The sequence below is a fragment of the Geodermatophilus sp. CPCC 205761 genome, from assembly GCF_051383655.1.
Classification (GTDB): Bacteria; Actinomycetota; Actinomycetes; order Mycobacteriales; family Geodermatophilaceae; genus Geodermatophilus.
In genome coordinates, this window is sequence record NZ_JALPKQ010000011.1 from 48231 (window position 1) to 66057 (window position 17827).

The window sequence follows — 17827 nt, forward strand, 5'->3', positions numbered from 1 at the left end:
GCGGGAGCGCCCGCGCCGTTGGACGGGCAGCGGGACCGGACGACGGTCCCGGCCGAACGGAAGGGAGACGCGTTCGCATGGCGTCGATGTTCACCAAGCTCACCCAGCTCGCCAACAGCCCGAAGGGGAAGCAGGCCGTCCGGCAGGTGACCGAGAAGGCCCAGCAGCTGGCGAAGGACCCGAAGACCAAGGCCAAGATCGACGAGGCCCGGCGCCGGTTCCAGGGCGGCCGCGGGCAGGGGACCGGCAGCGGCCCGGTCGGTCACTGAGCGGGCGCCCGGCCGGCTCCCGGCCGGTCGGGCGCCCCCCGGCTCAGGCCGGGTGCGGCTGGCGGAGCAGGCCGAGCGCGGCGTCGTGCAGCGCCCCGTTGGTGGCCAGCGCGCTGCCGCCGGCCGGGCCCGGGGTGCCGGCCAGGTCGGTGAACCGGCCGCCGGCCTCCCGCACGATGACGTCGAGGGCGGCGAGGTCCCACAGCGACACCTCGGGCTCGCAGGCGATGTCCACCGCCCCCTCGGCCAGCAGCACGTAGCTCCAGAAGTCGCCGTAGGCGCGGGTCCGCCACATCGCCCGGGTGAGGTCGAGGAAGCCGCCGAGCAGGCCGCGCTCCTCCCAGCCCGACAGGCTCGAGTAGGACAGGCTCGCGTCGCCCAGCGTGGTCACGTTCGAGACCCGGCAGCGGCTGGCCGACTCCAGCCGCCGTCCGGTCCAGGCACCGACCCCCTTGGCCGCCCACCAGCGGCGGTTGAGCGCCGGCGCCGAGACCAGGCCGACCACCGGCTCGTCGCCGTCGAACAGCGCGATGAGCGTGGCCCACACCGGCACGCCCCGCACGAAGTTCTTCGTCCCGTCGATCGGGTCGAGCACCCAGCGCCGCGGGCCGTGCCCGGTCATGCCCATCTCCTCGCCCAGCACCGCGTCGCGGGTGCGGGCGCGGGCCAGCGTGATCCGCAGCTGCTCCTCGACCGCCCGGTCGGCGTCGGTGACCGGTGTGAGGTCCGGCTTCGTGTCGACCTGGAGGTCCAGCGCACGGAACCGGTCGAGGCTGATGGAGTCCGCCTGGTCGGCGAGCACGTGCGCGAGGTGCATGTCCCCCGTGTAGTCCCGGCCCGGTGTCATGGGCACCGAACCTAGCGGGCGGCCGGTCGAACACCGCGCAGCTGATCCGGCGGCGTCCCGATACGGGCACGCGCGGATACCGTCGAGGACGTGGACGCCGCGACGATCGCCGGCCTGCTCGCCGACCCGGCCCGCCTCAAGGTCGTCGCCGCCCTCGCCCTCGGTGCCGGGACGATCGAGGAGGTCGCGCAGGCCAGCGGGCTCACCCTCAAGGACGTCGCCCTGGCCGCCCGGCGGCTGGCCCGCGCCGGCCTGGTGCGCCGTGACCGGCACGACCTCGAGCTGCTGACCGACCGTTTCGGCGCCGCCGCCCGGGCCGCCGCGCGGTCCGCGCCGCCGCCCGAGCCGCTGTCGGACGACCCAGCCGAGGACGCCGTCCTGTCCGCGTTCGTGCGCGGCGGGCGGCTGGTCTCGATCCCGGCCCAGCGGAGCAAGCGCCGGGTGGTGCTCGAGCACCTGGTGCGGGTGTTCGACGTCGGAGTCCGGTACCCGGAGCGGGAGGTCAACGCGCTGCTCGCGGTCTGGCACCCCGACACGGCCGCGCTGCGCCGCCACCTGGTCGACGAGGGGCTGCTCACCCGCGAGGCCGGCCTCTACTGGCGCAGCGGCGGCTGGGTCGACGTCTGAGGACGGCCCCTCCTGGGCGCCTGCGCAGGCTCCCGGTCAGGCGGTGGGCTCGGTCGCCGCGCCCTGCACCGTCCGCGGCTCGGGCACGGTCGGGTCGGCGAGGGGCGCGGCGTCCGCGGCCGGGGGCGTGGGGGCGTGCTCGGCTGCCACGGTCACCGGCTGAGGGTTCCGGCCCAGCAGGCCGTAGCCGAGGCACACCGCTCCGAACAGCAGGTAGCCGAGGGCGACCGGCGGATTGGCCGCCCAGTCGACCTGCGGGGCGTGGACGAGGCCGATGAAGCTCAGGACGGCGCCGCAGGCGGCCGCCGCGGCCGCGGCGACGAACCGCTTGTCGATGAGGAACGTGACCAGCGCCCCGAGCACCAGGCCGGCCAGGACCGCGCCCTGGCCGAACGTGTTCAGCCCGCCGTAGACCACCCCGGCGTTGCCGAGGGCCTCGTTGCCGACCTCCGCTGCGGACGTCCCGGCCGCGGCCAGCGAGTTGTCGATCAGCCCGGTGGCCCAGGAGGCCATGTTGGGCAGGATCGCGATCACCACGGCGGCGGCGTGGATGCGCGGCACCGCCTGGAACGCCTGGGCGCCGATGAGCAGGCCGATGTAGAGCAGGATCGGCACGATCGCCGGCAGCGGCAGCAGCGCCGACAGCAACCCGAACAGGCCGAGGAAGCACAGCACCGCGATGAACACCCCGCTGGCCATCGAGTAACCGGCGCGCCCGCCGGCGTCCTTCCAGCCCGGGTGACCGATGTAGACCGCCGGTGGGAACGGGGAGCCCAGTGCGGAGCCGACGATCGCCCCGGTGCCGTCGGCGAGCAGCACGCTACGCAGGTTGTAGCTGTCCCCGGCGGCCGCGGCGCTCTCGACGTTGCTCATCGCCTCGGTGAAGTTGTAGACGCCGAGCGGGATCGCCGTGGCCAGCAGCGGGGCGAGGTCGGACAGCCCGCGGAGCAGCATGTCGACGCGCAGGTCGGGCAGCCCGACCGCGATGTCCTTGGCCGCCGCCGTCACGTCGGGCACCGACATCGCGCCGCCGATCCAGCCGATCGCGGTGCCCACCAGCAGGGCCGCCAATCCCACCGGGATGTTCCCGGGCAGGCGGACGTCGGTGAAGAAGCCGATGAGGATGATCGCGAGCACGGGCAGGCCGATCCAGGCGTACTCCCAGATCTGGGCGGCCGGCCGCATCGAGATGAAGGTCAGCGAGATGCCGGCCAGCGTGCCGAGCAGCGCCGCGCGCGGGGTGAAGCGGCGGATCATCGGGCCGACGAACGCGCCGATGAGGACGATCACGCCGATGACGAACGCCCAGGCGAGGCCCGCTTCCCAGGCCCGCACCGGGTCGTTCGTGCTCAGGTAGATCGGCAGCATGATGACGAAGACGACGATGAACATGTGCGGCACGCTGGGCCCGTAGGGAAGGGCCGTTACGTCGGTGCGGCCCTCGCGCCGGGACAGCCGGCGGGCCAGGTACGTGTAGTAGACGTTGCCCAGGACCAGCGCGATGCCGAGGGCCGGCAGGACCGTGCCGAGGACGTCGCCGGCGGGCAGGCCGACCACCGCGATCATCAGCCCGGTCAGGGTGAGGACGTTCACCAGGATGTTGAAGGCCAGCCCGAAGAAGGCGTTGGTGTCCCCTCGGGTCCACCAGGGGACCGTCACGGCGGGTGGGGACGTGGGCGGTGCCGGGGTTCCGGTGCTCATGACGGGGGCTCCTGACTCACACGGGGGAGGGGGCGGGAGACGCGAGGAGAGCGGGGAGGACGGCGGTGGAGTCGGCGACCCAGCCGAAGATCCCGCCCTGGGCGCTGACCATCTGCAGGCCGACGCGGTGGAACTCGGGGAAGTAGGAGCCCACGCAGTCGGCGACGACCAGGCACTCGTAGCCGCGGTCGTTGGCCTCGCGGACCGTGGTGTGCACGCACACCTCGGTGGTCACGCCGGTGACCAGCAGGTGGGTGATGCCGTGGCCGTCCAGCAACTCCGCCAGGCCGGTCGCGTGGAAGGCGCCCTTGCCCGGCTTGTCGATCACCGGCTCCCCCGGGAGCGGGGCGAGCTCGTCGACGATGTCGTGGCCGAACTCGCCGCGGACCAGGATCCGGCCGTAGGGCCCCGGGTCGCCGATCCGCTGGCTCGGGTTGCCGCGCCTCAGCTTCGCCGGCGGGCAGTCGGAGAGGTCCGGCAGGTGGCCCTCCCGGGTGTGCACCACCAACAGCTCCGCTGCGCGGGCCGCACCGAGCAGCCGGGCCAGGGGCGCGACGATCCGCTGCAGCCGGGTGACGTCGTTGCCCAGGCTCTCCCCGAAGCCGCCGGGCAGCAGGAAGTCCCGCTGCATGTCGATGACGAGGAGTGCCACCCGGGCCTCGGGCAGCGGGAACGGACCGGGGTCGGCGGCGACGGTGACGGATGGACTCACGGCAGGCTCCTGGGACGGGGGTCGGGAGAGGCAGCGGCGATCGGCTCAGGGGGTGGGCAGGGCCAGCGGTGGCAGCGGGGCGGTGGCGGGCGCCGGCACGCGGGCCAGGTGGCGCCGCCAGCCGCCCGCCGCGGTGATGTCGGTGACGTCGTGGCCGGTCGCGCCGGAGAGCACCGAGGCGTCGCTCACCAGGCCGGACACCGTCCGGCCGTCGGCCAGCTGCACCCGGCCGAGCGCCAGCACCTCGGGAAGTCCCGCCAGGAACCCCGGGAGGGCAGCCGCGGGCAGTTGCCACACCTCGACCTCGATCCGCGCGCCGGGGGCCGCGGTGCGCAGCAGCGCCGGGACGGCGACCGCGCCGCCGATGCGCAACAGGCGGTAGTCCGCGCTCGTCGTGGTGGTCTCCAGCAGCGAGCCCCCGCGGGAGACGAGCTCGCCGTTGCGCGGCTGGCCGGCGAGGTGGTGGCCGACGACGGCCAGCTCGGTGGTGGCGGTCGGCGCGGTGGGTACCCGTGCCGGGGCCGGTGTCGGTGCGGCGCCGGTCAGCCCCGCGGCCACATCGAGGACGACGTCGTCGGCGAGGGCGGGCCCGAGGACCATGAGGCTGCACGGCCGGCCGTCGTCGGTGTACCCGGCGGGCACGGCGGCGGCGCAGAGGTCGAGCAGGTTGCCGCAGTGCGTGTACAGCCCCAGCGCGGTGTTGGTGGCGACCGGGTCGGCCAGTACCTCGGCGACGGTGAAGGTGGTCGCGATCGTCGGGAGGACGACGACGTCGACGTCCTCGAACAGCCGGCCGACCTCGGCCCGCAGCTCCTGCAGCCGGTACTGGGCGCGGAAGACGTCGACGGCGGTGTACCGCCGGCCGCCCTCGATGACCGAGGCCACGACCGGGTGCACCGCGCCGGCGTGCGCGGCGAGGAAGCGGTCGAACTCGGCGAGTCGCTCGGCCACCCAGGGGCCCTGGTAGAGCAGGTCGCCGGCCCGCAGGAAGGGGTCGAGCGGCACCTCGACCACCTCGCCCGCTGCCGGCAGCGTGGTCCGGGCCGCGGTGTGCGCCCGGCGCATCGGCTCGTCGCCGAGGAAGTCGAGGTCGCCGGCGGGTGGCAGGCCGATGCGGGGCCGGCGGACCGAGCGGCGCTGCCGCGGCCGTGACCAGGGGTCGGCGGCGTCGACGGCGGCCGCGGCGTCGAGCACCCGGCGGACGTCGTCGACGGCGGTGGCCATGATGCTGACGCAGTCCAGGGACCGGCAGGCGGGCACCAGCCCGGTGGTGCTGAGCAGCCCGCGGGACGGCTTGACGCCGAGGATCCCGTTGAGCGCGGCGGGCACCCGGCCGGAGCCGGCCGTGTCGGTGGCCACCGCGAAGGGGACCTGCCCGGTGGCCACCGCGAGCGCCGACCCGGAGCTCGAGCCACCCGGGATCAGGTCGCCGCCGTGCACGTTGGCCGGGATGCCGTAGGGCGAGCGGGTGCCGTTGAGCCCGGTCGCGAACTGGTCGAGGTTGGTCTTGCCCACCAGGACGGCGCCGGCGTCGAGCAACCGGGTGAGGACCCGTGCGGTGGTGTCCGGGACGTAGGCGTACTCCGGGCAGCCGCAGGTGGTGAGCAGCCCCGCGACGTCGAGGTTGTCCTTCACCGCGAAGGGGACGCCGTACAGCGGCAGCTCGCGCGCCGCGGGGTCGGCTTCCAGCTGCGCTGCCCGGGCCCGGAGCGCGGAGCGGTCGTACGTGCTGATCCAGACGCCGTCGTCCCCGCGTGCGGCGAGGACGTCGGCGACCTCGTCGACCACCGCGGTGGGGGAGGTGGCGCCGCTGCGCAGGCGGGTCAGCAGCGCCCCGATCGTGGGGCCCGGTCGTGGTCCGGACGACGCCTGGAGCATGCGGTCGATTGTCGACAATCGAGTGTTTCGATCGCAGTGCCCGCGGGGTTACGGCTGGATGTGCGAGTCCTCAGCGCCGTCCGCGGGCGGTGGTCACAGCGGCAGGTAGGTGAGCTCCCCGTGCCGGTCCAGCGCCTCGAGCACGGTGTCGACGTCGTCGGACTCCAGCGCCGCCAGGATGGCCGCGTGCCGGTCCAGGCCCTGGCCGGGGGAGTGCAGCTCGGCCTCCCGGCGCAGGTTGACCGCCATCGGCAGCTGCAGTTTCAGGAGCACCGGCGCCAGGGCCAGCTCGAGCTGCCGGTTGCCGGCGAGACCGACGACCGCGGCGTGGAACGCCCGATGCGCGTCGTCCTTCGTCAGGCGGTCCCCGCGCTCCTCGGCCGCGCGCATGTCGGCCAGCCGGTCCCGCACGGTGGCCAGGGGGTCCCCGGCCTCGGCACTCAGCGGGAGGGCGCTCGCGACGGCGTGCCGCTCCAGGACGTGCCGGATGCCGAACAGCTGCCGGATGTCGGTCGGCGACCAGTCGCACACCCGTGCGCCCCGGCGGGGCAGGTGCTCGATCAGACCCTGCTGGACCAGCAGCCGGAGCGCCTCTCGCAGCGGCCCCCGGCTGATCCCGTAGCGCCGCCGGATCTGGTCCTCGACGATGCGCTCGCCGGGCGCGAGGGCGCCGGAGAGGATCTCGGCCCGCAGCCGGTCCGTGGCCAGCTCGACGAGGCTGGGCTGCTCGATGCCGGCCTCGGCGGGCAGCCGGGCCCCGGACGCGAGCAGCGCCTCGCCGGCCAGGTGGTCCAGCTGCACGGGAGCTCCCGTCTGTGTGCCCGGCGCGGGCGGGGACCGGCCGGTGCACCCAGTGTAGGAAGCCCTGGTCAGTAGCCGGGGCCGAGCTGGCCGACGGCGTCCAGCAGCCGGCGCAGGCTCTCCAGCCGCTCCCGGCGGGCCGGGGGGCCGGCGTCGGCCCACGTGTCCAGGGCGCAGTCGGGGTCCTCGGCGGTGTGCCCGCACCCCGGCGGGCAGTCGGCCGCGGCCTCGGCGACGTCGTCGAACGCGGCCACGACGTCCTCGGCGGTGACGTGGGCCAGCCCGAAGGAGCGGATGCCCGGGGTGTCGATGACCGTGCCGCCGCCGGGCAGGTCCAGCAGGACCGTGGACGACGAGACGTGCCTGCCCTTGCCGACCCTGGTGACCTCGCCGGTGGCGCGGAGAGCGTCGGGCACGAGCCGGTTCACCAGTGTCGACTTGCCGACTCCGGACTGGCCGACCAGGACGCTCATGCGCCCCTGCAGGCGGGCCAGGAGATCGTCCAGGGACGTCTCGCGGGACATCGGGACGGCGTCGACGTCCAGCCCCGCGTAGCGGTCGAGCAGCGGCTGCGGGCTGTCCAGGTCGGTCTTGGTGAGGCAGAGCAGCGGTTCCAGACCGCCGGCGTAGGCGGCGACCAGGCAGCGGTCGAGGAAGCCCAGCGCCGGCTCGGGGTCGGTGACCGCGGTGACGACGACCAGGTGGTCGGCGTTGGCCACCACCACCCGCTCGGTGGGGTCGGTGTCGTCGGCGGTGCGCCGCAGCGAGGTCGTCCGGTCCTCGATGACCACGATCCGCGCGAGGGTGTCGGGACGGCCGCTGGTGTCGCCCACGATCCGCACGCGGTCGCCGACGACCACCCCGTGCCGGCCCAGCTCGCGGGCGCGCATCGCGGTGACCTCGACCGGACCGCCGTCCGGCCCGTCGACCCGCACCGTCATCCGGCCGCGGTCGACGGCGACCACCAGGCCGGGGACGGCGTCGTCGTGGCTGGGGCGGGTCCGGGTGCGCGGCCGCGAACCCCGTGGGTTGGGCCGGAACCGGATGTCGTCCTCGTCCGAGCGCGAGTCGTGGCGTCGGCTCACGGCTCGACTCCGGCCGCTGCGATGCTCACTCCCTGCCGGCGACGGGCATCTCCCTGCGGTGCCCGCTCGCCCGTCGTCATCGCGCGGCTCAGTGCCCGGCTCCCAGCATCGCAGCCCACCGGTCGGTGAAGTCCGGCAGCGTCTTGGTCACCGCGCCGGGGTCGGCGACCTCGACGCCCTCGATCGCCAGCCCCAGGACGGCCGCGGCCATGACCATCCGGTGGTCGGCGTAGGAGTCCAGGCGGGCCGCCCGGCGCGGGCCGGGGGTGACGACGAGCCCGTCGGGCAGCTGCTCGACGCCGGCGCCGACCGCGGTGAGCACCTCGTCGAGGGCCTGCAGCCGGTCGGTCTCGTGCCCGCGCAGGTGGCCGATGCCGGTCAGCCGGGAGGGGCCGTCGGCCAGCGCGCACAGCGCGGCCAGCACCGGGGTCAGCTCGCCGACCTGGCCCAGGTCGGCGACCAGCGGACGGACCGCGCCGCCACCGGTGACCTGCAGCCCCTCGGCGGTCCGCGTCACCGAGGCGCCCATCTCCGCCAGCAGCCGGTCCAGCTGAGCCCCCGGCTGGGTGGTCGCCTCGGGCCAGTCGCGGACGGTGACCCGCCCGCCGGTCACCAGCGCCGCGGCGAGGAAGGGAGCGGCGTTGGAGAGGTCGGGCTCGAGGATCTCGTCGCGGGCGGCGATCGGTCCGGGGGAGACCCGCCAGCCGCGTTCGGTCGGCGTGACCGCGACGCCGTGCCCGCGCAGCGACTCCACCGTCATCTCCACGTGCGGCATCGACGGCAGCCCGCCGGCCAGGGCCAGGTCGGCGCCCTCGTCGAAGCGGGCGGCGGCCAGCAGCAGCCCGGAGACGATCTGCGAGGACTCGCTCGCGTCGACGGTCACCGCCCCGCCGCGCACCCGCCCGGTGCCGTGCACGGTGAACGGCGCCCGGCCGCGGCCGCCGTCCTCGATCCGCACGCCGAGGTCGCGCAGCGCCGCGATCAGGCCGGCGTTGGGCCGCTCGTGCAGCCGCGGGTCGCCGTCCAGCCGGACCGGTCCGGTGGCCAGCGCGGCGACCGGCGGGAGGAAGCGCAGCACGGTGCCGGCCAGTCCGGCGTCGACCTCGGCGGGCCCGGTCAGCGCGCCCGGGGTGACCAGCCAGTCGTCGCCGTCGTCGTCGATCCGCACGCCCATCGCGCGGAGGGCGGCGGCCATGAGGTCGGTGTCGCGGGCCCGCAGCGGGCGCACCAGCCGGCTCGGGCCGTCGGCGAGGGCGGCCAGCACGAGCGCACGGGCGGTCAGCGACTTGGACCCGGGCAGCGCCACGACGGCGTCCACCGGGGTCGCGCGGTGCGGCGTCGTCCAGACCAGCGTCACGGCGCCCAGTCTGCCCTGCGCGCTCAGCCCTCCAGCAGCATGGCGACGGCCGAGGCCACCCGGCGCTGCCGGGTCGCCTCGGCCTTGGCGCCCTCGACGGCGAGCACGTGCCGCCGTTGGTGGCTGTAGGAGAGGGCGTCGAAGCGGCGCCGGGCCTCGGGCTCGGCGTCCAGCGCGGCCGCGAGGTCCGCCGGGACCTCCACCACCCGCGGGGCGGTGTCCAGCTCCACCTCGACCTCGACGGTGTCGCCGGCGGCGATCCCGGCGGCGGTCCGGTTCTCCGCCGACAGCGGGAGGTAGTACGCGCCGGTGAAAGGCGCGACGGTGCTGCGGTACGTGTGCCCGCCCACGGTGACCGTGACCGCGGGCCGCTTCCCGGCCCCGAGCGCCTCGACGACCTCGGCCGGCACCTGCATGCCCGTCGCGGTCTTGCCGCCGAGCTCGATCGTGGTCGTGAATCTCATGGCCGGAGCCTGGCAGCCCGGGTCCCGTGGCGACAGGACCCGGGCCGTCACACCGGTCAGCCGGCGGCCGCGGCGTCCGCAGGCCTCGCCTTCTTCGCCCCGGCCGTGCGCACCAGCCGGCGGTTGGCGAACTCGAACATGCCGAGCTCGGAGAGCTCGCGGCCGTAGCCGGACTGCTTCACGCCGCCGAAGGGCAGCTCGGGGGAGGTGCCGGACGGCGAGTTGATCCACACCATGCCCGACTCCACCTGGTCGGCCACCTTCCGGGCGCGCTCGACGTCGCCGCTGAACACAGTCGCCGACAGCCCGTACGGGGTGTCGTTGGCCAGCCGGACCGCCTCCTCCTCGCTGGAGACGCGGTGGACGACGCCCACGGGGCCGAACAGCTCCTCGCGGTAGGCCCGCATCTCCGGCGTGACGTCGGCCAGCAGGGTCGCGTCGACGAAGGCGCCCTCGCGGTCCGGGCGGCCGCCGCCGGCCAGCACCGTCGCGCCCTTGTCGACCGCGTCCTGCACCTGTGCGGTGAGGTCGGCCGCGGCCCGCTCGGAGGACAGCGGGCCCAGACGGGTGGACGGGTCGCTCGGGTCACCGGGCTGCAGGCCCTGGAAGACCTCGGCGAGGCCGGCGACGAACTCGTCGTAGACGTCGTCCATGACGATGAACCGCTTGGCGGCGATGCACGCCTGGCCGGCGTTCATCGTCCGCGACATCGCCGCGGCCTTGACCGTCTTCTGCAGCTCGGGGGCGTCGAGCACGATGAACGGGTCGCTGCCGCCGAGCTCGAGCACCGACTTCTTCAGGTACCGGCCGGCCAGGGAGGCCACCGCGCTGCCGGCCCGGTCGCTGCCGGTCAGCGTCACGCCATGCACGTGCGGGTGCGCGATGACCTTCTCGACGTCGGAGATCCGCAGGAACAGGTTGGTGTAGACGCCCTCGGGGACGCCGGCGTCGTGGAACAGCTGCTCCAGGGCCAGGGCGGTCTGCGGGTTGTTCTCCGCGTGCTTGAGCAGGATGGCGTTGCCCAGCACGAGGTTGGGCGCGGCCACCCGGGCCACCTGGTACAGCGGGAAGTTCCACGGCTCGATGGCCAGCAGGACACCGGTCGGCTCGTTGACCACGACCGCCTCGCCGTCCATGACGTCGATCGGCCGCGGCTCGAGGAAGCGCGGGCCGTTCTTCGCGTAGTAGTCGAAGATGCCGGCCACGAGCATCGCCTCGCCGGCGGCCTCGCGGACGGGCTTGCCCATCTCCTTCGTGATCAGCGCGGCGAGGTCGTCCCGGCGCTCGGTCACCAGCTCGCCGATGCGCCCGACGACGGCGGCGCGGTCGTCGACGGAGCGGCGGCGCCACTCCAGGAAGGCCGCGTGCGCCCTGTCGACGACGCCCTCCACCTCGCCGCTGTCGAGGAAGGGGAACTCCTTCTCGGTCCGTCCGGTGGTGGGGTCGACCGTCGCGTACGGCCGGTCGCCGGCGTCGCTCGCGGTCTTGCCGGCCGGGGAGGTCTCGGTGGTGGTCACTGCTGTGTGTCCTCCGTCGCGTGTCGATTTGTGTCGCACCCCAGGTCTACCCCTGACCCCTGTGGGCACGCGCAGGGGCCCGCACCGGACGGGAGTCGGATCTAGGCTCGCGACCGCAGGGGTCGCCGGCCGTCGTCCGGGCGGACCTGCGCCCGCCCGGGGAGGGAGTGCGCACCGTGTGTGGCCGCTATGCCGCCAGCCGCCGTCCGGAGGACCTCGTCCTGGAGTTCGAGGCGGTCCGCGCCGAGGGGCAGTCCGCGCTGCCGGCCGACTACAACGTCGCCCCGACCAAGGACGTCTACGTCGTGCGGCACAAGAAGGAGCGCGACGCCGAGGGCAGCCCGACCGGCGGCGGGCACCGCGAGCTGCGCTCGGTCCGCTGGGGGCTGGTGCCCTCGTGGGCGAAGGACGCCTCCGTCGGCAACCGGCTGCTCAACGCCCGGGTCGAGTCGCTCACCGACAAGCCGGCGTTCCGGGCCGCCGCCCGCTCCCGGCGCTGCCTGGTGCCCGCCGACGGCTGGTACGAGTGGGCCAAGCGCCTGGACTCCCCGGGCAAGCAGCCCTACTTCATCACCCCCGAGGACGGCTCGGTGCTCGCCTTCGCCGGGCTGTGGGAGGTCTGGGGTCGGGGTGAGGACCGGCTGTACACCTGCACCGTGGTCACCGCCCCCGCCGTCGGCGCGCTCACCGAGATCCACGAGCGGATGCCGCTCCTGCTGCCCCAGGAGCGCTGGGCGGACTGGCTCGACCCGGGGCGGGACGACGTCGAGGCGCTGACCGAGCCCACCCCGCCCGAGCTGGTGGAGGGGCTGGAGCTGCGGCCGGTGACCACCGCCGTCAACAGCGTCAAGAACAACGGCGCCGAGCTGACCGCCCGCGCCGAGTCGGTCAGCGCGCCGGCCGACCAGCCCGCGCTGTTCTGAGGTGGCCGGTATCGAGGAGGCGGTCGAGCCCGCGACCCGGCCGGGCGCCCTGCCGGACTGGGTGGCCGTGGTCGTCACGTTCCTGTGCTCGGGCGCGGTGCTCGTGCTCGAGATCGCCGGGCTGCGGCTGATCGCGCCCTACGTCGGCATCACGCTGCAGACCAACACCGCCGTCATCGGGTTCGCCCTGGCCGCGATCGCGCTCGGCGCGTGGTCCGGCGGGTGGGCCGCCGACCGCACCGACCCCCGGCGGCTGATCGCCCCGCTCATGGTCGCCGGCGGCGCGCTGGTCGTCGCCGTCCTCCCGCTGGTCCGCTTCGCCGGCTCGTGGCTGACCGGGGCGGACGCCGGCAGCGTGCTGCTGCTGGCCGCGGTCGCCGTCGTCGTCCCGGCCGCGCTGCTGTCGGCGGTGCCGCCCATGGTGGTGAAGCTGCAGCTGGCCAGCCTGGCCGAGACCGGCTCCGTCGTCGGCCGGCTGTCGGGCATCGGGACCCTCGGGGGGATCGCGGCCACGTTCGTCACCGGGTTCCTGCTCATCGCGATCTTCCCGACCAGCGGCATCCTCGTCGGTACCGGCCTGGTCACCGTGCTCGCCGGGGGCGCCGTGGGGCTGCTGCTGCACCGCCGGGCCGGCGGCGGCGCGGGCCGGGTGCCGGTCGGCCTCTTCGTGCTCGCGCTCGCCGGCTCGCTGCTGGCGGCCGTCGCGCCGACGCCGTGCGAGGCCGAGACCGCCTACCACTGCGCACGGGTGGCGGCCGATCCCGAGCGGGAGACCGGCCGGGTGCTCCGGCTCGACACCCTGCGGCACTCCTACGTCGACCTCGCCGACCCCACGCACCTGGAGTTCGAGTACGTCCGGGCGATCGCCGCGGTCACCGACGCGATGACCCCGGAGGGGCAGCCGCTGTCGGCGCTGCACCTGGGCGGCGGCGGGGTCACCGTGCCGCGCTACCTGGCCGAGGTCCGCCCCGGGACGACGAGTCTCGTGCTGGAGGTCGACCCCGGCGTGGTCGCGATGGACCGCGAGCAGCTCGGGCTGGTCGAGAGCGACGAGCTGCGGGTCCGGGTCGTCGACGCCCGGGTGGGCCTGGCCGACGAGCCGCGGGGGGAGCGCGACCTCGTGGTGGGGGACGCCTTCGGTGGGCTGTCGGTGCCGTGGCAGCTGACCACCGTGGAGGCGCTCGGGCTCGTCGACGACGCGCTCACCGACGGCGGCGTGTACGTCGCGAACCTCATCGACCACCCGCCGATGGGCTTCGTCCGCGCGGAGCTGGCCACCCTGCGCGCCGTCTTCCCGCACGTGGGCCTGCTGGCCCGGGATGCGGTGCTGGCGGGGGACGACGGCGGCAACGTCGTCGCGGTCGCCTCCCGGCAGCCGCTGCCCACCGCGGCGATCGACGCGGCGCTGCGCGGGCACGGGCTGACCTGGCGGGTGACCGACGGCGAGCGGCTGGACGGGTTCGTCGGGGACGCGGAGGTGCTCACCGACGACCACGCGCCGGTCGACCAGCTGCTCACCCCGTACGCGGCCCCCGGCTCCTGACACCCCGGACGTTCTCCGCGGAAACCGTCGCTGACACTCCCGTCGTTCTCCGCGGAGAGCGACGGCGTTCAGCGGCCGATGGGGGCGGTGCGGGCCCGGGTGAGCCGCACCAGGTCGGCCGGGGCCAGCTCGACCTGCAGGCCCCGCCGGCCGGCGCTCACCAGCACTGTGTCGAAGCCGAGCGCGGACTCGTCGACCACGGTCGGCAGGGCCTTGCGCTGGCCCAGGGGGGCTGATGCCGCCGAGCACGTAGCCCGTCGTCCGCTCGGCGTCGGCCGGCTCGGCCATCGCGGCCCGGCGTCCGCCCGCGGCGGCGGCCAGCGCCTTGAGATCAAGGCTGCCGCTCACCGGGACGACGGCGACGGTGAGGGCGCCGTCCACCCGGGTCACCAGGGTCTTGAAGACCTGACGCGCGTCGGCGCCGAGCGCGGCCACGGCGGCCTCGCCGTGCCCCTGGTCGGAGGGGTGCTCAGGGTCGTAGGGGTGCAGGGTGTGCCGCACGCGGGCCTTCTCCAGGGCCCGCACCGCCGGGGTCGCCGCCACGGCGCGGGAGCCTAGCCAGGGGCCCAGGGGACGGCGACGGAGATCCGGGTCGCACGGGAATGGAGGCGCGCACCGGCGCGGTTGGACAGCCCGTGAGCAACGCCCTGTCCTCCAGCGCCCGCCACCGGGTCGCGCACCGGCGGCCCCCGGGCCGCCCCGACACCGCGCGGCTAGGATCGACCGAGGCGGTACCCCGCGTCCGGGGTCCGCAGAGAGGACGGTCGGTGCCTGAGGAGTCCGCGGACCTGAACCCCGAGACCGCCCCGGTGGAGGTCCCCGAGGCGCGCGCAGGCGGCAGCCGTACCGAGGTGGCGGAGACGCGCGCCGAGCGCGACGCCCGCTTCGAGCGCGACGCGCTGCCCTTCCTCGACCAGCTCTACCCGGCGGCGCTGCGGATGACCCGCAACCCCGCCGACGCCGAGGACCTCGTCCAGGAGACCTTCGTCAAGGCCTACTCCGCGTTCCACCAGTTCGCCGAGGGCACCAACCTCAAGGCCTGGCTGTACCGGATCCTGACGAACACCTACATCAACAGCTACCGCAAGAAGCAGCGCCAGCCGCAGCAGTACCCCACCGACCAGGTGCAGGACTGGCAGCTGTACGCCGCCGAGGAGCACACCTCCAGCGGGCTGCGGTCGGCCGAGATCGAGGCGCTGGACCACCTGCCGGACTCCGACATCAAGGAGGCCCTCCAGCAGCTGCCGGAGGACTTCCGGCTGGCGGTCTACCTCGCCGACGTCGAGGGGTTCGCCTACAAGGAGATCGCCGAGATCATGGGCACGCCCATCGGCACGGTGATGTCCCGTCTGCACCGCGGTCGCCGGGGGCTGCAGAAGCTGCTGGCCGACTACGCACGCGAGCGCGGCTTCGTCCGCGCCGGCACCGGCGAGGAGGCGACGCAGTCGTGAGCGACGAGGACCGGGGCGACCCGATCGAGATCCACTCGTGCGACGACGTGCTGTCCCACGTCTTCGAGTTCCTCGACCACGAGACCGACGACGCCCGCCGTGACCTCATCGCCGAGCACCTCGAGGACTGTTCGCCCTGTCTCCGGCAGTTCGGCATCGAGCAGGAGTTCAAGGCGCTGGTCCGCCGTCGCTGCGGTGGGGACGCCCCGCCGCCCGGCCTGCGCGACCGGATCAAGGTCCAGCTGACCAGCGTCGCCTTCGAGGAGGACGGCACCCAGGTGAGCGTCGAGCGCGTGTCCGCCGAGCGGACGCAGGAGCGCCCCACCGCCTGACGACTGCTGAACGCGAGAGGCCCGGGACCCGTCAGGGTCCCGGGCCTCTCGCGTCGGGGCCCCGTCCCGGAAGACGGGGCACTCTCTCAGCGTGCTCCCCGCCCCGGTCCGCGCCTCGCTCGCTGGCGCTCGCTCGATGCTCCCGGGGCTGTCGTCACGCGTTGGGGCGCTTGCCGTGGTTGGCCTTGTTCCCCTTGCGGGAGCGCCGCTTGCGTCCACGCTTGGACATCGCTGCCCTCCTCTCCTCGTCGGTGTTCCGGCCCCGAGGGGCCCTTCTGCGTCCGTGCCCCGGTGCCCCCGTGTGCGTGGCACCGGTCGACCCGTCAAGCTGACGCCCCAGCTTCTCACGCGCCCGCCCGGGCCTGCCTGTGGCGGTCCGGCCGGGCAGCGGTGAGGCTGGGGACGGACGACGGTGCACTCGGGGAGGACGGCACGGTGCCACAGGGCGGGATCGAGAGCGTGCTCGTGGCGGGGCGCGGCCCGGCGGCGTGCGCGGTTGTGGCGGCCTGCTCGCGACTGGGCGTCAAGGCCGTCGCCGTCCACTCCGAGGCCGAGCGGTCCGCCCGGCACGTCCGGCTGGCCGACGACGCCGTGCTGCTCGGCCCGGCGCCGGCGGCCGAGTCCTACCTCGCCGTCGACCGGATCGTCGAGGCCGCCCGGCGCAGCGGGGTCGCCGCCGTCCTCCCGGTGCCGCCCGCGCTGGCCGGCAATGCCCGGCTGGCCGGCGCCGTCGTCGCCGCCGGGCTGACCTGGGTCGGGCCGTCCGCGGCCGTGTTGGAGCGGCTGGGCGGGGACGGGGTCGAGCCGGCCAGCGAGCGGGGCCTCCTCGCCTGGGTCACCGACGCCGGGCTCCGCTACACCACGCCGGTCTCCCGCGACCGCGCCGCCGGCATCGCCCGGGTCTCCTGGACCCCCGACGAACCGGTCGAGCTCCCGCCCGCGGCTGAGCGGCTGTCGGAGATCGGCTGGCGCGGCCTGGTCACCGTCGGCATCTCGCCCGACGGCGAGCTCGCCGAGGTGGCCGCCGGGTTCTCCCTCGACATGGCCGTCCTCGAGCGGGCGCACGGCGTGGACGCCGTCGACCTGGCGTTGCGCAGCGCCGTGCGGGGCCGCGCCGTCACCCGGGAGACGGCCGGCCGCACGCCGCGCAAGGCGGTCGTCGTCCAGCTGCGGTCGACCCTGCCGCCTGGATCGGCCGGCCGGGTCACCGGCCGGCTGCCGGAGTCGGGACGGCGGACGGGAGCGAGGCCGGACGTCGAGCTGGTGGCGGTGAGCGGCTACGACCCCGGCGACCGGCTCGACGGCTGGTACGACGCCCTGCTCGCAACCGTGAGCGCCAGCGGCCCCGACACCGCCACCGCGGCCCGAGCGGCCAGCGAGGTCCTCACCGGCCTGCCGGAGACCGGCGTTCCGCACGACGGGCCCGAGATCCTCCCCGTGCTCGACCGGCTCGCCGCCGGCCACGCCGCCCGGAGGAGCTGACCGGACGGCCGCCGTCGGCCCGCGTGCTTGGATGGACGCAGGTCAGCGAGGAGGTGCCGGTGGCGGTCGAGGAGATCCACGCCGAGATGGTGTCGAGCGTGTGGAAGGTGCTCGTTCAGCCGGGGAGCGAGGTCTCGGCGGGCGACACCCTGGTGATCCTCGAGTCGATGAAGATGGAGATCCCCGTCCTCACCGAGCAGGCCGGCACGGTGCGTGAGCTGCACGTCGTGGAGGGCGAGGTGCTGCAGGAGGGCGACCTCATCGCCACGGTGTCGTCGACGGCCGACTAGAGCTCCAGCGCGTACACCATCAGGTCGATGCCCGGGACGGGCGCCCAGTCCCGCTCCGGCAGCCGGGTGAACCCCAGCCGTTCGTAGAGCCGGTGCGCGGCGGTCATGGTGGGGCCGGTGGAGAGCACCATCCGGCGCTTGCCGGCCGCCCGGGCCCGGTGCAGGCACGTGGTCACCAGCAGCGTGCCGACACCCTGACCCTGGACCGCGGGGTCGACGACGAGCATGCGGAAGGCGGCCTCGTCGTCGGACTCGGTCACCTCGCCGAAGTCCCCGTCCAGCACGAGGGCGACGCTGCCGACGACCCGCCCGTCCGAGTCGCGGGCGACCAGCAGCTCGGCACGGGTGGCCCGGCCCTCGACGTCGGCCAGCTCGGGCGTGTACCCGGGGCCGGTCAGCCCGCCGTCGACGTAGACGCGGACGGTCAGGTCGGCGATGGCGGGGAAGTCCTCCGGCCGGGCCGGCCCGACCGACACGGCGGGCTCGGCGGGCACGGACGGCGCACCGGCGGGGGAGACCACGGCCCGAGCGTAGGTGGCCCTCGTGGA

At 75.1% G+C, this 17827-nt stretch carries 20 protein-coding genes and 1 pseudogene; 8 read left to right on the forward strand and 13 right to left on the reverse strand.

The annotated features are described in order from the left end of the window. The first annotated feature begins 77 nt into the window (after positions 1-77). Positions 78-269 carry a hypothetical protein gene (locus tag MY526_RS08800; protein ID WP_436692763.1) on the forward strand — a complete coding sequence of 64 codons (192 nt, stop codon included), beginning with the start codon at positions 78-80 and terminating at the stop codon, positions 267-269. 43 nt (positions 270-312) lie between these two features. Here the strand turns inward: MY526_RS08800 and hisN are convergent, their stop codons facing one another. After that, positions 313-1116: a histidinol-phosphatase gene (gene hisN / locus MY526_RS08805; protein ID WP_436692761.1), complete on the reverse strand. Its 804-nt coding sequence runs from the start codon at positions 1114-1116 to the stop codon at positions 313-315. 90 nt (positions 1117-1206) lie between these two features. Here hisN and MY526_RS08810 point away from each other — a divergent pair, with 90 nt between their 5' ends. Next, the gene (locus MY526_RS08810) at positions 1207-1743 is read left to right on the forward strand and encodes a DUF2087 domain-containing protein (protein ID WP_436692759.1); all 537 of its coding nucleotides are present in this window, start codon (positions 1207-1209) and stop codon (positions 1741-1743) included. 36 nt (positions 1744-1779) lie between these two features. On the opposite strand, the gene MY526_RS08815 is transcribed toward MY526_RS08810, so the two are convergent. The 8 genes from MY526_RS08815 to MY526_RS08850 form a co-directional block, all read right to left on the reverse strand. Next, positions 1780-3444 carry a hypothetical protein gene (locus MY526_RS08815; RefSeq protein ID WP_436692757.1) on the reverse strand — a complete coding sequence of 555 codons (1665 nt, stop codon included), beginning with the start codon at positions 3442-3444 and terminating at the stop codon, positions 1780-1782. A 16-nt stretch (positions 3445-3460) separates the two neighbouring features. Then, entirely contained in the window at positions 3461-4156 is a 696-nt protein-coding gene (locus MY526_RS08820) for a cysteine hydrolase family protein (protein WP_436703726.1), read from the reverse strand. A 45-nt stretch (positions 4157-4201) separates the two neighbouring features. Continuing rightward, entirely contained in the window at positions 4202-6034 is a 1833-nt protein-coding gene (atzF, locus tag MY526_RS08825) for an allophanate hydrolase (protein WP_436692754.1), read from the reverse strand. Positions 6035-6127: 93 nt separating this feature from the next. Continuing rightward, positions 6128-6835, reverse strand: coding sequence for a GntR family transcriptional regulator (locus tag MY526_RS08830; RefSeq protein ID WP_436692752.1), 708 nt, complete (start codon positions 6833-6835; stop codon positions 6128-6130). A 68-nt stretch (positions 6836-6903) separates the two neighbouring features. After that, on the reverse strand, positions 6904-7920 hold the full coding sequence (gene rsgA, locus MY526_RS08835) for a ribosome small subunit-dependent GTPase A (RefSeq protein WP_436692750.1): 1017 nt from the start codon (positions 7918-7920) through the stop codon (positions 6904-6906). An 88-nt stretch (positions 7921-8008) separates the two neighbouring features. Beyond that, on the reverse strand, positions 8009-9277 hold the full coding sequence (aroA, locus tag MY526_RS08840; RefSeq protein WP_436692749.1) for a 3-phosphoshikimate 1-carboxyvinyltransferase: 1269 nt from the start codon (positions 9275-9277) through the stop codon (positions 8009-8011). Positions 9278-9300: 23 nt separating this feature from the next. Beyond that, a complete protein-coding gene (locus MY526_RS08845; protein ID WP_436703727.1) occupies positions 9301-9741 on the reverse strand; it encodes a YdeI/OmpD-associated family protein in 441 nt (146 codons plus the stop codon). A gap of 56 nt (positions 9742-9797) precedes the next feature. Continuing rightward, positions 9798-11258, reverse strand: coding sequence for an NAD-dependent succinate-semialdehyde dehydrogenase (locus tag MY526_RS08850; protein ID WP_436692746.1), 1461 nt, complete (start codon positions 11256-11258; stop codon positions 9798-9800). Positions 11259-11434: 176 nt separating this feature from the next. Here MY526_RS08850 and MY526_RS08855 point away from each other — a divergent pair, with 176 nt between their 5' ends. Both MY526_RS08855 and MY526_RS08860 read left to right on the forward strand, forming a co-directional pair. Then, positions 11435-12181 (forward strand): SOS response-associated peptidase, encoded by a 747-nt coding sequence (locus tag MY526_RS08855; protein WP_436692744.1) that lies wholly within the window; start codon positions 11435-11437, stop codon positions 12179-12181. A 1-nt stretch (position 12182) separates the two neighbouring features. Further along, positions 12183-13724, forward strand: a complete 1542-nt coding sequence (locus tag MY526_RS08860) for a fused MFS/spermidine synthase (RefSeq protein WP_436703728.1) — start codon at positions 12183-12185, stop codon at positions 13722-13724. 68 nt (positions 13725-13792) lie between these two features. Here the strand turns inward: MY526_RS08860 and MY526_RS08865 are convergent, their stop codons facing one another. Further along, a complete protein-coding gene (locus MY526_RS08865) occupies positions 13793-13924 on the reverse strand; it encodes a hypothetical protein (protein WP_436703729.1) in 132 nt (43 codons plus the stop codon). A gap of 82 nt (positions 13925-14006) precedes the next feature. Next, a pseudogene (locus tag MY526_RS08870) lies at positions 14007-14267 on the reverse strand (YbaK/EbsC family protein); the annotation flags it as partial. Between the two features lie 224 nt (positions 14268-14491). Here MY526_RS08870 and MY526_RS08875 point away from each other — a divergent pair. Further along, positions 14492-15175 (forward strand): sigma-70 family RNA polymerase sigma factor, encoded by a 684-nt coding sequence (locus MY526_RS08875; protein ID WP_436692739.1) that lies wholly within the window; start codon positions 14492-14494, stop codon positions 15173-15175. After that, positions 15172-15507, forward strand: a complete 336-nt coding sequence (gene rsrA, locus MY526_RS08880; RefSeq protein ID WP_436692737.1) for a mycothiol system anti-sigma-R factor — start codon at positions 15172-15174, stop codon at positions 15505-15507. The genes MY526_RS08875 and rsrA overlap by 4 nt, the downstream gene beginning before the upstream one ends. 154 nt (positions 15508-15661) lie before the next feature. Here rsrA and MY526_RS08885 read toward each other — a convergent pair whose 3' ends face one another. Next, positions 15662-15736, reverse strand: a complete 75-nt coding sequence (locus tag MY526_RS08885) for a 50S ribosomal protein bL37 (RefSeq protein WP_014377707.1) — start codon at positions 15734-15736, stop codon at positions 15662-15664. Between the two features lie 206 nt (positions 15737-15942). Between MY526_RS08885 and MY526_RS08890 the strand changes: the two genes are divergently transcribed. After that, on the forward strand, positions 15943-16989 hold the full coding sequence (locus MY526_RS08890; protein ID WP_436703730.1) for a biotin carboxylase N-terminal domain-containing protein: 1047 nt from the start codon (positions 15943-15945) through the stop codon (positions 16987-16989). A 59-nt stretch (positions 16990-17048) separates the two neighbouring features. Beyond that, the gene (locus MY526_RS08895; protein WP_436692733.1) at positions 17049-17279 is read left to right on the forward strand and encodes a biotin/lipoyl-binding carrier protein; all 231 of its coding nucleotides are present in this window, start codon (positions 17049-17051) and stop codon (positions 17277-17279) included. Here the strand turns inward: MY526_RS08895 and MY526_RS08900 are convergent. Next, positions 17276-17800, reverse strand: coding sequence for a GNAT family N-acetyltransferase (locus tag MY526_RS08900; protein WP_436703731.1), 525 nt, complete (start codon positions 17798-17800; stop codon positions 17276-17278). The two genes, MY526_RS08895 and MY526_RS08900, sit on opposite strands and share 4 nt — an antisense overlap. Positions 17801-17827: the final 27 nt, after the last annotated feature.